Consider the following 13553-nt stretch of genomic DNA (forward strand, 5'->3'; position numbering starts at 1 on the left):
GTGGCCTGCTCATGAGCATCGCCCCCATGCCCCCGGCGCTGGCCCTGGCCGGTATGGGAGCGTTCACCGCAGCCGTAGAGCTGACACCCGCACTGCGCCACATTGGGTGCGTCCAACGCAACCAACGCCACATTGGGGCGCATTCATGACCGCGTTCAAGGTGACCGTCCCGGCCTCCAGCGCGAACCTCGGGCCCGGCTTCGACGCCTTCGGCATGGCGCTGGGCCTGCACGACGTCGTGGAGGTGCGGGCCACCGGCTCGGGGCTCAAGGTCGAGGTGTTCGACGCCGGCGCGGGCGGGGTCGCGGACGTCTCCACCGACGAGACCCACCTGGTGGTGCGCGCGATCCGGCGGACCTGCGCGCACCTCGGTGTCGAGCCGCCCGGCCTGCACCTGAGCTGCTTCAACGCGATCCCGCACGCGCGCGGGCTCGGCTCGTCCGCGGCCGCGGTGGTGTCCGGCGTCGCCGCCGGGTACGCGCTGGCGGGCCGGGAAATCGACGCGTCCGGCGCGCTGCAGCTGGCCGCCGGCTTCGAAGGCCACGCCGACAACGCCGCGGCGAGCCTGTTCGGCGGGCTCGTCGTGGCCTGGTGCGACGGCGGGGAGTTCCACGCCGAGCGGCTGACGCCGCACGCGTCGATTCGCCCGGTCGTGGCCGTGCCGTCGGTGCGCTCGGCCACCGCGACCACGCGCGGCCTGCTGCCGGCCACCGTGCCGCACGCCGACGCCGCGCACAACGCCGGCCGCGCCGCGCTCGCCGTGCACGCGCTGACGGCGAAACCGGAGCTCCTGCTGGCCGCCACCGAAGACCGGCTGCACCAGCACTACCGCGCTCCCGCGTATCCGGCGAGCACCGCGCTGGTGAGCACGCTGCGTGCACACGGCGTGCCTGCCACGATCTCCGGCGCCGGTCCGACGGTGCTCGCGCTGACCACCGCCGGAACACTCCCGCCGGAGGTGGACGTCACGGGCTTCGAAGTCCTCGAGCTGCCCGTGGATCTCACGGGTGTGCAGGTTGCGGCTCAGTAAAGGCTGGGTCACGTGCACGGGGTGGAGGCCGCCACGCGGGGGGTGGTTGTTGCACCCGGCACTCGCGCGGTCTACCCTCGGGGGCGTTCGATCACCGTGCGTTTCCGCACCCGATGCCGGTCCCGGGAAATCTCCCGGATCGCATCCTTCGTCGATCCGCCGAATCCGCACCGCCTGGCACGCGGGGTAACGCGGAGGGACGCAGGCGGGTTTCCGGTCTCGGCGGTGCCGAATTCCGTGTCCTCCGAATGGAGGACGCAAACCCCTGTGGTGGAGGCGCTCCCGCTGTGTTTCGCACGGCCGAAGAGCTCATCTCCCGTATCAGGGGGCAGATACGCCGGTTCGCGATCAGAAGCGAGCGGCAGTCCGCTGATCCGCCTGGAGGCGTGGATCGGTCAGGAAGGACATGTGTGAGCAACACCGATCTTTTGAGCGAAGTGGGTAGCGACACGGCCGGATCGAACGGCACCGCCCCCGCTCCCAAGCGGACGGTCGGCGGGCTGACCGGCAAGACCGTCGCCGAACTGCGTTCGCTGGCTGGGGAACTCGGCGTCGGCGAGACGACGGGCATGCGCAAGGGTGACCTGATCGCCGCGATCCGCGAGCGTCAGGGCAAGTCCCGCAAGCCGCGTGCGGCGGCCGAGACGCTGCCGCTCGAGGGCGTCGGCGAGCCGCCCAAGGCGGCCGCACCCAAGGCCGAGGCGCCCGCCGCCCCGGTCGAGACCAAGCCGGAGCCGAAGGCCGAGGCCAGGGCCAGCGCGCCGCCGGCGGACGTCCAGCCGCAGGCCGAGCGCCCGCAGCAGGACAAGCAGGACGGCCAGCAGGGTCAGGACGGCCAGCCCGAGGAGGGTGGCCGCAGCCGCCGTCGTCGTGGCTCGAACCGCGCCGCCGGGGCTCCCGACGGCCAGAGCGGGGGCGACCGTCAGCAGAGCGGCGAGCGCCAGCAGAGCGGCGAGCGCCAGCAGAGCGGCGAGCGCCAGCAGGGCCAGAGTGGCGACCGCCAGCAGGGCGGCGGCAACCGCGACCAGCAGCGTCAGGGCGGCAACCGCAATGACAGCCGCCAGGACGGCAACCGCCAGGACGGCGGCCGTCAGCGCAACCAGCAGGACGGCAACCGCGGTGGCGGGCAGGAAAACAACCGCGACAACCGGGCCCAGCAGCAGGACGACGACGAGGAAGGCGGCCGCCGCGGCCGTCGCTTCCGCGATCGCCGTCGCCGGGGCAGCGGGGGCGGCCAGCGTGACGCCGGCTCGCCGGACACCGAGATCCGCGAGGACGACGTCCTGCTGCCCGTCGCGGGCATCCTGGACGTGCTGGACAACTACGCGTTCGTGCGCACCTCCGGCTACCTCGCCGGCCCGAACGACGTGTACGTCTCGCTGTCGCTGGTCCGCAAGTACGGCCTGCGCCGCGGTGACGCCATCACCGGTGTCGTGCGCCAGCCGCGCGACGGCGAGCAGCAGCGGCAGAAGTTCAACCCGCTGGTGCGCGTCGACTCCATCAACGGCCTGGAGCCGGACGAGGCCAAGCGCCGCCCCGACTTCACCAAGCTGACCCCGCTGTACCCGAACGAGCGGCTGCGCCTCGAGACCGAGTCGCACAAGCTCACGACCCGCGTGATCGACCTGATCATGCCGGTCGGCAAGGGGCAGCGTGCCCTGATCGTGTCGCCGCCGAAGGCCGGTAAGACCACGATCATGCAGGACATCGCGAACGCGATCTCCACGAACAACCCCGAGTGCCACCTGATGGTCGTCCTGGTCGACGAGCGTCCGGAAGAGGTCACGGACATGCAGCGCTCGGTGAAGGGCGAGGTCATCGCCTCGACCTTCGACCGGCCGCCGGCGGACCACACCTCGGTCGCGGAGCTGTCCATCGAGCGGGCCAAGCGCCTGGTCGAGATGGGCCACGACGTCGTCGTGCTGCTCGACTCGATCACCCGCCTGGGCCGGGCCTACAACCTGGCGGCCCCGGCGTCCGGCCGGATCCTGTCCGGTGGTGTCGACTCGACCGCGCTCTACCCGCCGAAGCGGTTCCTCGGCGCGGCGCGCAACATCGAGAACGGCGGCTCGCTGACCATCTTCGCCACGGCGATGGTGGAGACCGGTTCGACGATGGACACGGTCATCTTCGAGGAGTTCAAGGGCACCGGTAACGCGGAGCTCAAGCTCGACCGGAAGATCGCCGAGCGCCGCGTGTTCCCGGCTGTCGACGTCAACCCGTCCGGTACTCGTAAGGACGAGCTGCTGCTCAATCCGGACGAGCTGGCCGTGACCGTGAAGCTGAGCCGGGTGCTGCACGCGCTCGACTCGCAGCAGGCCATCGACCTGCTGATCTCGCGGCTCCGCAAGACGAAGACGAACACCGAGTTCCTGATGCAGGTGTCGAAGACCGCCCTCGGCGGCGGCGAAGACGACTGAGTCCTGACTGCGGAAGGGCCTTCCCGGGGTGCCTGGGGAGGCCCTTCCGCGTCGGGAATAGCTGGTCAGCGGGGTACGTTCCAGTACTCGTCAGCCCGTCTGGCAGAATCACCCGCTGAAGTCCGGCGCCGGTTCACCCCGAGAGAACTGCTGGGGACCCGGAGCCAACGAGAGAGGACACCATGAAGAGCGGTATTCACCCCGAGTACGTGGTCACGAACGTGAACTGCGACTGCGGTAACAGCTTCACCACGCGCAGCACCAAGACCAGCGGCAACATCCACGTCGAGATCTGCTCGAACTGCCACCCGTTCTACACGGGCAAGCAGAAGATCATGGACACCGGTGGCCGGGTCGCGCGCTTCGAGGCTCGCTACGGCAAGCGCCAGAAGTCGGCCGACGCCAAGTAGCTTGATCAACGGCGCCCACCCGGTCATCCGGGTGGGCGCCGTTTCTTTGAACAGGCACGGTCGTGTTTGGTCTTTCCCGGGCTGAGAGGTGGCAGAGGTGGATTCGAGCTCGCTCAAGGGGCTGCTCGCCGAACACGCGGAGCTGGAGACGCAGCTGGCGGATCCGGCGGTGCACGCCGACCAGGCGCGCGCCCGCAAGCTCGGCCGCCGCTACGCCGAGCTGACGCCGGTGGTGCGGGCCGTCCACGAGCTGGACACCACCCGCGACGACCTCGCGGCCGCGCGGGAGATGGCTTCGGAGGACGCGGAGTTCGCCGCGGAGGCCGAGGAGCTGGCCGCGCGGATCCCCGAGCTGGAGTCGAAGCTCACCGAGCTGCTGCTGCCGCGCGACCCGTACGACGGCTCCGACGTCGTGATGGAGATCAAGTCCGGCGAGGGCGGCGAGGAGTCGGCCCTGTTCGCCGGCGACCTGCTGCGGATGTACCTGCGCTACGCCGAGCGCCACGGCTGGAAGGCCGAGGTCCTCGACTCGGTGGACTCCGACCTGGGCGGCTTCAAGGACGTCACGCTGTCGATCAAGAGCCGGACGGCCGACGTCGACGGCGTCTGGTCCCGCCTCAAGTTCGAGGGCGGCGTCCACCGCGTCCAGCGCGTGCCGGCGACCGAGTCACAGGGCCGCATCCACACGTCGGCGTCCGGGGTGCTGATCTACCCGGAGCCGGAGGAGGTCGAGGTCGAGATCGACCCGAACGACCTGCGCATCGACGTGTTCCGCTCGTCGGGCCCCGGCGGCCAGAGCGTCAACACGACCGACTCGGCGGTGCGGATCACCCACCTGCCGACCGGCATCGTCGTGTCCTGCCAGAACGAGAAGTCCCAGATCCAGAACCGCGCGCGGGCCCTGCAGGTGCTGCAGGCCCGGCTGCAGGCGATCGCGGAGGAGGAGGCGGCCGCCAAGGCGTCCGACGCTCGCCGTTCGCAGGTCCGCACGGTCGACCGCTCGGAGCGGATCCGCACGTACAACTTCCCGGAGAACCGGATTTCGGACCACCGGGTGAACTACAAGTCGTACAACCTGGACCAGGTCCTGGACGGCGACCTCGACGGGGTGTTGAACGCACTGGCGACGGCGGACCGCGAGGAACGCCTGGCCTCGCAGTCCGGCTGACGATCCCCGGCCCCGCCGCCCGCTCAGCGGACGGCGGGCTCCTCCGGCTCGCGGAACGCGTCGAACACTTCGGTCGCCGGCTCCGGCTCCTCCTGAGCAGCTTCTTCTCGCACCGGCGGAGCCGGCCGGGGGAACAAGCTCAGCACCGCGAACACCGCCGCCAGGAAGGTCGGGAACAGCGTCAGCAGCTGGTGCTTCACGCCCTCGACGCCCTCCCCGAGCGCGGACAGCCCGAACTGCCCCACCGCGAACAGCAGCAGGAAGAACACCACGACCCCGTACTCGCGCCCGCGACGGCGGAAGGCCCGGACCCCCGCCCAGCCGATCAGCAGCCAGAACGGGACCAGCAGGAACAGCCCCAGCGGCGCCGCCAGCGCGGACAGCCCCGACAGCACCGGCACGCGGTGTTCCTGGGACATCGGCGGCAGCCCGGACGTGTCGGCGAAGCTGCCCAGCCGCGCCGGGCGGGCCGTGAGCGTGTCCACCGCGCCCTGCTGGAGGATCTGCAGCGTGCGCAGCGGGTGCGAGGAGTAGTACTGGACCACGTTGCGGCGGCTGATCTTGTCGCGGAAGCCGTTGTAGTCCGCGTCCTTCCAGGGGCTCGCTTCCCACCAGCCCGTGCCGACGAACTTCTTCGCGCTCGGCGGCAGGCCCAGCGCCGCCAGGTCGGCGCCCGTGTCGTGCTTGCCGTCCACGATGCTGTCGAACACCACGTGGTACATGTTCGCTTCGCGGTACTCGGCGTTCGCCGGATCGCCCTGCGACTGCACCAGCGCCGTGCCGGTGCCGACGACCACCAGCACGCCCAGCGGCAGCGCCCAGCGCGCGAGGCCCCGCTTCCCGAGCGGCCGGATCAGCGCCAGCGCCAGCACGAACAGCGGGATCAGCAGCAGCGTCTGCGACTTCGCGTTGATGCCGATCAGCGCGCCCACCACGGTCAGCGCCGCGCCCCAGTACCGCCAGGCGCCCGTGCGGTGCATCAGCAGCAGCCCGCCCGCGATCAGCAGCATCCCCAGGAACCCGGCGCCCTCGCTGAGCACCGAGGCGAAGTAGCCGAAGAACGCCGAATCGGCCATCACGAGCAGCAGCAGCACCGCGGCGATGACGCGGTTACGGCGGCTCAGCTCCAGGCCGAGGACGGTGGCCGCGACACCCACCGCGACGAGCACGCACGTGATCGCGCCGAGCACCAGCAGGTTGAGCTCCGCCGACGAGCCGAGCACCTTCCCCAGCTTGCTCGCGAACCAGTCGAGCCACGCCTGGCTCGAGATGTAGTCGCTGCGGCAGGCCTGACCCGGCCCGTAGCTGAAGTGCACGTAGAACTCGGATTTGAGCTCGGGGTGCCGGCCGCCGAGGTCGCACAGCAGCCGCCAGCCGTCGCCGTTGTCGGCCATCCCGATCGGCCTCGGTACGAGGAACCGCACCAGCAGCACGCCGAGGGAAAGGACGAAGACGCCCAGGCCGAAGCGCAGTTCACGGAATCGCACCCGGAACAGCGTACGAGATCACGCTGAGTCGGCGGGTGTCGCACCGGGAACCGGGCTCACCGGCCGGTGCCGGAACACGACGTAGTGGTAGAGCAGGTAGTTCCAGAACAGCCCGACGACGATCGCGGCGCCCTTCGGCACCAGCAGGTTGACACCGGGGAACAGGTGGCTCACCAGCCGGATGACGAAGAACTGCACCACCCAGAGCCCGAACGCGGTGACCCCGAAGAACAGCAGTGCCTGGCGGCGGAGGTCGCCGTCCTTCGCCCGGAACGTGAAGTTCCGGTTCAGCGTGAACGACAGCAGCATGCCCGCCGTCGTCGAGCCGAAGTTGGCGAGGAACGTCGGCACGCCCAGCGTCGCCAGCAGCGCGTAGCCCAGCACGTCGACGAGCGTGTTGCCGATCCCGACGATCCCGAAGCGCACCTGCGTGGCCGTGACGAGCCTCATCGGGCGGCGCTCCGGCTGTCTTCGCCCGCTTCCGCGCCGGCGGGCTCCCCGGCGCCGGTGCGCACCGACGCCACCGTGTACAGCGGCCGGTTCTGCACCTGCGAGTACGTGCGGCCGACGTAGCTGCCGAGCACGCCGAGCATGATGATCTGGATGCCGCCGAGGAAGAACATCGCGATGGTGATGAACGCCCAGCCGGGCACCGCGGTCTCCGGCGCGAACAGCTTCACGCCGATGACGTAGAGGACGCCGACGAAGCTCGCCAGCGAGATCAGGTACCCCATCCGCGTGATCATCCGCAGCGGCGTCACCGAGAACCCGAGGATCCCGTCGGCGGCGAAGCGCAGCATCTTCGTCAGCGGGTAGCCGGTGACGCCGGCGTGCCGCTTGTCGCGGTCGAACAGCACCGCCGTCTGCTTGAACCCGACGTAGCTGACGAGGCCGCGCAGGAACCGGTCGCGTTCGCGGTACTTGCGCAGCTCGTCGACGACCTTGCGGTCGACCAGGCGGAAGTCGCCGGTGTTCTTCGGGATGTCGACCGCCGCCATCTTCCGCAGGAACCAGTAGAACGCGCTCGCGGTGAACCGCTTGAACGTCGGGTCCTGGCGCGACCGGCGCTGCGCGTAGACGACGTCGTAGCCCTCTTCCCACTTCTCGAGCAGCTCGAGCGCCACCCGCGGCGGGTCCTGCAGGTCGCTGTCCATGATGATCACGGCGTCCGCGTCGACCAGGTCGAGCCCCGCGGTGACGGCCATCTGGTGCCCGAAGTTGCGGGACAGCTCGACGACCGTGACGCGCGTGTCGCGCGCGCCCAGTTCGGTGAGCCGGGCCAGGGAGCCGTCCCGGCTGCCGTCGTCGACGTAGACGAAGCTGAACTCGTACCGGCCGGCCACCGGCGCGGTGACCTCGTCGACCGTGCGGTGCAGCAGGTCGATGTTCGCTTCCTCGTCGTAGATCGGGAAGATGAACGCGACCCGGTGGCGCTTGGTCGGCTCGGTCGGCACTGGCGCTCCCGTGGGTCGGCGTCTCGGGCATCCTAAGGTCCGGCGACGGCCTCGGCGAACGTGGTCATCCGCTGCTCACAGGCCTCGGCCGGGCCGAAGTGGACGGCCACCGCGTCCGCCCCCGCCAGGATATACGCGCGATATCGCGCGACGGCGGCGGCGAGATCGGTCCCGTCCCATTCCATTCTGGCGACGCACCGTGTTTCGCGGCCGTTTACCAGGCCGCGGAGCCGTTCGACGCGCTGGCCGAATTCGGCGGGGGACAGTCCGGCGCTCATCCACCCCGAACCGATCCGCGCGGCGCGGCGCAGCGCCACGACGGAGTTGCCGCCGACCGTGATCGGCACGGGCCCGGCCGGCCGCGGCTCGAAGTACCCGCCGCCGGGGCCGCGGCCGGTGCGGAACAGGTCGGCGAGCAGGTCGAGGGTCGCGTCGGTCCGCCTGCCCCGCTCGCCGAAGTCGGCGCCGACCTCGGCGAACTCGGGTTCGTTCCAGCCGCTGCCGACCCCGAGGTCGAACCGGTGCCCGGCGAGCCGGTCGAGCGTCGCGACCTGCTTGGCCAGCGCGAACGGCTCCCGCAGCGGCACGATCAGCACCGACGTCCCGAGCCGGATCCGGCTGGTCCGCGCGGCGACGTGGGCGAGCGTGACCAGCGGCTCGTAGACACCGCCGAACACCTCGCCGTACGCGCCCGGCGGGATGAGGTGGTCGGGCAGCCAGGCGGTCCGGTAGCCGAGGCCCTCGGCGAGCCGGGCCAGCTCGGCGGGCCGCGCGGGATCGAGGTCCGGCTGCTCGTTCGGCAGCACGACGTCCAGGAAATGTTCGGTCATGCCCACGACGTTAGGCATTGACATCGGTGTGAAGGTCAACCTTGCGGGGGTCACGTGCGGATCGGCGAGCTCGCGGAACACACCGGCGTCAGCACGCGGCTGTTGCGCTACTACGAGCAACAGGGCCTGCTGACGGCGTCGCGCGACAGCAACGGCTACCGGGCCTACGACGAGGACGCCGTCGTCCGGGTGCGGCAGATCCGCCGTCTGCTCGAGGCGGGGCTGAACACCGAGGTCATCGCTTCGGCGCTGCAGTGCGCGAGCGGCGAGGAGGCCCACTTGGACGTGTGCCCGGACCTCTCACGGCTGCTGCGCCGCGAACTGACCGCGATGGACGACCGGATCGGCGTGCTCGAGCGGCGGCGCCGCACGCTGGCCGGATACCTCGACACGGCCGAGCGCTGAACCGCCCGCCGGGCTCTCTCGATACGCTGGACGGCGTAGGACCGGCGCGTGTCCTCACGTGGGAGTTCCTCCTGGTGTGCCAGGCTTGACGAGGTGAAGGACGACGAGTGAACCGGCAGCCGCTGCGCCTGGCCATCATCGAGGCCACCCGGATTCTCGAACGCGCCGGCGTCGCTTCGCCGCGGTTCGACGCCGAGGTGATCGCGGCGCACGTGCTCGGGGTCGAACGCGGGCGGCTGCCGATGGTGCCGCTGGTCGATCCGCCGGTCGTCGAAGCCATCGGGCAGCTCGTCCAGCAGCGCGCCAAGCGGATCCCGCTGCAGTACCTGACCGGCTGGGCGGCGCTCGGGGACATCACCGTCGCGGTCGGGGCCGGGGTCTTCGTGCCGCGGCCGGAGACCGAGCTGCTGCTCGAGTGGGGCGTCAAGTTCCTGCTGGGGCGGGAGTTCCCCGTCGTGGTGGACCTGTGCACCGGCTCCGGTGCCCTCGCGCTGGCGGTCGCGAACGCGCGGCCGGACGCGGTCGTCTACGCCGTGGACGTCGACCCGCAGGCGCTGGCCTGGGCCCGCCACAACGCCGACGTGCACGCCGACGCCGGCAACACCCCGATCCGGCTGTACTCGGGCGACATCAGCGACCCGACGATGTTCGCCGAGCTCGACGGCCTGGTCGACCTGGTGCTGTGCAACCCGCCGTACGTCCCGGAGGGCACGCCGGTGCCCCCGGAGGTCGCCGAGCACGACCCGCCGCGCGCGGTCTTCGCGGAGGAGAGCGGGCTGGCGGTGATCCGCCACGCGATCGCGGCGGGCGCGAGGCTGCTGCGCCCGGGCGGCGGCCTGGCGATCGAACACGACGACACGCACGGCTCGGCGGTCCCGGCACTGGTCCGGGCGCGGCGCGTGCTGACGGGCGTCGAGGACCACGCGGACCTCACGGGCCGGGCCCGTTTCGTCACGGCTCGCCGCCTGGGCTGAGCAGCCCCCGTTTTCCACGCTACCGGCGGGCACCGACAGTTCCGGAGCCTTTGGCCGGGTGCCGGAGCGGGCGCCCCCGCCGATGCCCCGGGGTTCCGGCGAAGTCTCTTGGCGAGGGGGTTCCTTGGTCGCGAATGACTCATTCGCGCAGGGCCGGGTAGTTAAGGATTCCTCTGCCGCGCAAGCGGTCAACGGAACGGCCGTGAATGGCCCATTGAGGGACATAGAGTCCCTCAATGCGACATTCACGGCCGTGGGCGAGCCCCTGAAATCGGGTCAATCGGGCTAATCGGGCAGCTTGACAGCTCGCTGCCGCAGCTAACTGCCCGGCCTTGCCCGAATGAGTCATTCGCGACACCAAGCCGGGTGGGGAGGCCGCCCGGATGCGGCGGGAAGCGACTTTGCCGAGCCCCTCGCCGAGGTCGCTCGGGAAACCGCGGCCGTCATGACAAACCGGCCAGACTTTCGTTGTGGGGCAAGCGGGTAAACCTCCCGTCGCGGCAGAACTCCGACAGCGCGGCTCAATACGGTCGATCACCGGGAACCACCACCCCCGTGGGTTCCCAGTGAAGGAGCCGCAGATGCGCCCCAGAACCCCGAAAGCGCTCGCCCTGCTCGCCGCGGTCACCGTCCTGACCGGGCTCGGCACGGGCACCGCGGCGGCGGAGCCGCTCTCCCGTGACTGGCCGGCCCCGGTCGACGCCGCGCGCTGGGAGAACCAGGACCACATGACCTGGTCCGACTACCGCAAGGTGCCCGGCACCGACTGGGCCGACCCGGCGCTCGAGCCGACCCAGCGCACCTTCAAGGGCGCCGTCGTCCTCGCCGACTACCCGGACCAGGACTTCGTCGTCACGCAGCCCGCGCGCTCGACCGTGTTCGGCAACCCCTCGCCGGCCGCGGCGGACCTCCCGCGGGCCCAGGTCGCGCAGTACTACCAGGACTTCCTCAACAAGCCGGAAGCCCTGAACAACGGCCACACCATCAACGAGTACTGGATGGAGGACTCCGGCGGCCGGTTCGGCGTTCAGCTCACCGCGTTCGGGCCGTACCGGATGCCCGGCAAGTCCTACGAGTACGGCATGGAGTTCCAGCCCGGCGCGTGCCCGCCCGGCGCGAACTGCGCTCGCGACCTCCGCAAGGACGCGGGTGACGCCTGGCGCGCCGACGTCGGCGACACCGCGAAGCAGTTCGACTTCGTCTTCTACCTCTCCGCCGGCCAGGACGAGAGCTCGACCTGGCAGGAGTTCGGGGAGATGAAGTTCGGCACCAAGGAGAACGTGCCGGACGCCTTCGGGCCGCCGAACCACGACCTGCCCAACTACGCCGCCACCCGGTACGTGCCGTGGACGTCGTGGAAGTCCGCCGCCAGCATCTGGCCGAACGCCCAGAACGGCAGCTCCGTGCAGGCGGAGAGCTCGGGCCAGTCGACCTACGCCCACGAGTTCAGCCACATCCTGGGCATCGGCGACAACTACAACAACCCGTTCGGAAACCCGCCTTCGCGCGCTTACAGCGGACCGTGGGACATGTTGTCGCGCGGCACGTTCAACGGTCCCGGCGGCCCGCACACCCGCTGGCAGATCCCGGCGACGCAGGGCAGCTCGATGGGCGCCCAGCACCAGCTGCGCAACAAGCTGAAGCTCGGCATCGTCGACCCGGCGGACGTGCTGCGGCTCGACCGGAACGAGCTGGCGAAGACCGGCCCGGTGTCGGCCCGCCTGACCGCCCGCGCGGCCGAGGCGCGGCCGGGCACGTTCACCGGGCTGAACATCAAGCTCACCGGCGGGGACAAGGCGCCGAAGTGCGACCGCGCCACGGACCCGTTCTGCGACGGCGGCGGCTACGACAACTACACCGTCGAAGTCGTCGACCGGATGGGCGCGGACTCCTTCACACCGGACTCGGGCGTCATGATCACCAAGACGAAGGACAAGGACGACGCCCCGTTCGACTGGGTGATCGACGCCAACCCGGCCGACATCGGCATCACCGACTACACGAAGCCGGACGGGACGCCGGTGAAGATCACCATCGGGGACTACCGGCAGCTCAACGACGCCCTGTTCAAGGCGGGCACCGGCGCGGCGAGCCCGTACGAGTACACCGACGAGGCGAACCGGCTCCGGTTCCTGATCACCGGCCTCGACCGGGACCGCCAGGGCATCCTGTCGTACACCGTCACCGTCGCTTCGCTGGACGGCTCGGGCGCCCAGGCGCGTGGTGCGGCGCTGACCCCGGCCGCGCCCGCGTTCGCCCGCGGCGGGCTCGCGACCTGCGACTTCGGCCTGCTCAACACGGGCTCGGCGAAGGGCGCGAAGGCGCCGTACGACACCGACACCTACCGGCTGAGCGTGTCGACCGACGCCAAGGGCTGGCAGGTCCGGTTGCCGAACGAGCTGGCCACGGCGAAGTTCGGCGGGCAGGTGAAGGTGCCGGCCTACGCCAAGCGGACGCGGGACGGCGACTTGGCCGCGCGGGTGAAGCTGACCGCGACGTCGGTGAGCGACCCGTCGAAGACCGCGACGGCGAGCTGCACCGCGTTCGGCTTCTGACGCGTCCGGCCGGGCCACCGCGCGGCGGCCCGGCCGGTCACGGCGGCGGCACGCGCACCGCGGCCGGTTCGTGGGCGGGCCGTGACCTCCCGGGTGTGACGGACCGCGGCTCCGGGCAGCGCTAGGCTCGTCCCCATGAGCGTGGTCTACGACTGCAGCAAGCGGGAGTCCCGTGCCGACGGACTGGCCGCGGCGGCGGGTGCGGTGCGGTCGAGCAGGCTGGTCGTCCTGCCGACCGACACGGTCTACGGGATCGGCGCCGACGCCTTCGACGCGGGCGCCGTCCAGGCGCTGCTTCGCGCGAAGAACCGCGGCCCGGACATGCCGGTCGGCGTGCTCGTCGGCTCCTGGTCCACTGTGGACGGGCTGGTGCTCGGCGTGCCGCCGCAGGCCCGCGCGCTCATCGAAGCCTTCTGGCCAGGTGACCTGTCCATCGTGCTGCCGCACGCGCCGAGCCTGCAGTGGAACCTCGGCGACGCCCGCGGCACCGTGATGCTCCGGATGCCGCTGCACCCGGTGGCGCTGGAACTGCTGCGCGACGTCGGGCCGATGGCCGTCTCGAGCGCCAACGTCTCCGGCCGGCCGCCGGCCAGCACCGCGCAGGAGGCGCAGGAGCAGCTCGGCGACTCGGTCGCGGTGTACCTCGACGGCGGGTCGAGCGGCGAGCCCGTCGCGTCGACCATTGTGGACCTCACCGGCGCCGAACCGGTGGTGCTGCGCGAGGGCGCCGTGAGCAAGGGAGCCGTCGCGGAGGTGCTCGGTGTGCCCGCGGAATCGTTGGCCTGAAGCCGGATCAAGGCGAAAACCGCGACACGATAGC

12 protein-coding genes are annotated in these 13553 nt (G+C 71.0%); 8 read left to right on the top strand and 4 right to left on the bottom strand.

Annotated features, from left to right (window positions below; genetic code table 11):
• The first annotated feature begins 145 nt into the window (after positions 1-145).
• The 4 genes from thrB to prfA all read left to right on the top strand — a co-directional run bounded on the left by thrB (position 146) and on the right by prfA (position 5028).
• A complete protein-coding gene (thrB, locus tag AB0M82_RS14880) occupies positions 146-1030 on the top strand; it encodes a homoserine kinase (RefSeq protein WP_364721681.1) in 885 nt (294 codons plus the stop codon).
• 410 nt (positions 1031-1440) lie between these two features.
• Positions 1441-3450: a transcription termination factor Rho gene (rho, locus tag AB0M82_RS14885; protein WP_364721683.1), complete on the top strand. Its 2010-nt coding sequence runs from the start codon at positions 1441-1443 to the stop codon at positions 3448-3450.
• Between the two features lie 182 nt (positions 3451-3632).
• The gene (gene rpmE / locus AB0M82_RS14890) at positions 3633-3860 is read left to right on the top strand and encodes a 50S ribosomal protein L31 (RefSeq protein ID WP_364721685.1); all 228 of its coding nucleotides are present in this window, start codon (positions 3633-3635) and stop codon (positions 3858-3860) included.
• Positions 3861-3957: 97 nt separating this feature from the next.
• Entirely contained in the window at positions 3958-5028 is a 1071-nt protein-coding gene (gene prfA / locus AB0M82_RS14895; RefSeq protein ID WP_364721687.1) for a peptide chain release factor 1, read from the top strand.
• A gap of 23 nt (positions 5029-5051) precedes the next feature.
• On the opposite strand, the gene AB0M82_RS14900 is transcribed toward prfA, so the two are convergent.
• Genes AB0M82_RS14900 through AB0M82_RS14915 form a run of 4 tightly spaced genes read right to left on the bottom strand, consistent with a single transcriptional unit; the run spans position 5052 to position 8799 of the window.
• Complete coding sequence (locus AB0M82_RS14900) at positions 5052-6515, bottom strand: hypothetical protein (RefSeq protein ID WP_364721689.1); 1464 nt, start codon at positions 6513-6515, stop codon at positions 5052-5054.
• An 18-nt stretch (positions 6516-6533) separates the two neighbouring features.
• Positions 6534-6965 (bottom strand): GtrA family protein, encoded by a 432-nt coding sequence (locus AB0M82_RS14905; RefSeq protein WP_364721691.1) that lies wholly within the window; start codon positions 6963-6965, stop codon positions 6534-6536.
• On the bottom strand, positions 6962-7969 hold the full coding sequence (locus tag AB0M82_RS14910) for a glycosyltransferase (RefSeq protein WP_364721693.1): 1008 nt from the start codon (positions 7967-7969) through the stop codon (positions 6962-6964). Before AB0M82_RS14910 ends, AB0M82_RS14905 begins: the two co-directional genes overlap by 4 nt.
• Before the next feature lie 32 nt (positions 7970-8001).
• On the bottom strand, positions 8002-8799 hold the full coding sequence (locus tag AB0M82_RS14915; protein WP_364721695.1) for a TIGR03619 family F420-dependent LLM class oxidoreductase: 798 nt from the start codon (positions 8797-8799) through the stop codon (positions 8002-8004).
• 54 nt (positions 8800-8853) lie between these two features.
• On the opposite strand from AB0M82_RS14915, the gene AB0M82_RS14920 reads away from it, so the two are divergent.
• From AB0M82_RS14920 to AB0M82_RS14935, 4 genes are all read left to right on the top strand, one after another.
• A complete protein-coding gene (locus tag AB0M82_RS14920) occupies positions 8854-9204 on the top strand; it encodes a MerR family transcriptional regulator (protein ID WP_364721697.1) in 351 nt (116 codons plus the stop codon).
• A gap of 107 nt (positions 9205-9311) precedes the next feature.
• Positions 9312-10178, top strand: coding sequence for a peptide chain release factor N(5)-glutamine methyltransferase (gene prmC / locus AB0M82_RS14925; RefSeq protein WP_364721699.1), 867 nt, complete (start codon positions 9312-9314; stop codon positions 10176-10178).
• A gap of 581 nt (positions 10179-10759) precedes the next feature.
• Positions 10760-12733, top strand: a complete 1974-nt coding sequence (locus tag AB0M82_RS14930; protein WP_364721701.1) for a M6 family metalloprotease domain-containing protein — start codon at positions 10760-10762, stop codon at positions 12731-12733.
• A gap of 135 nt (positions 12734-12868) precedes the next feature.
• Positions 12869-13519 (top strand): L-threonylcarbamoyladenylate synthase, encoded by a 651-nt coding sequence (locus tag AB0M82_RS14935; RefSeq protein ID WP_364721703.1) that lies wholly within the window; start codon positions 12869-12871, stop codon positions 13517-13519.
• Positions 13520-13553: the final 34 nt, after the last annotated feature.

Origin of the sequence: Amycolatopsis sp. NPDC051128 (genome assembly GCF_040682715.1) — a bacterium.
Taxonomy (GTDB): domain Bacteria; phylum Actinomycetota; class Actinomycetes; order Mycobacteriales; family Pseudonocardiaceae; genus Amycolatopsis.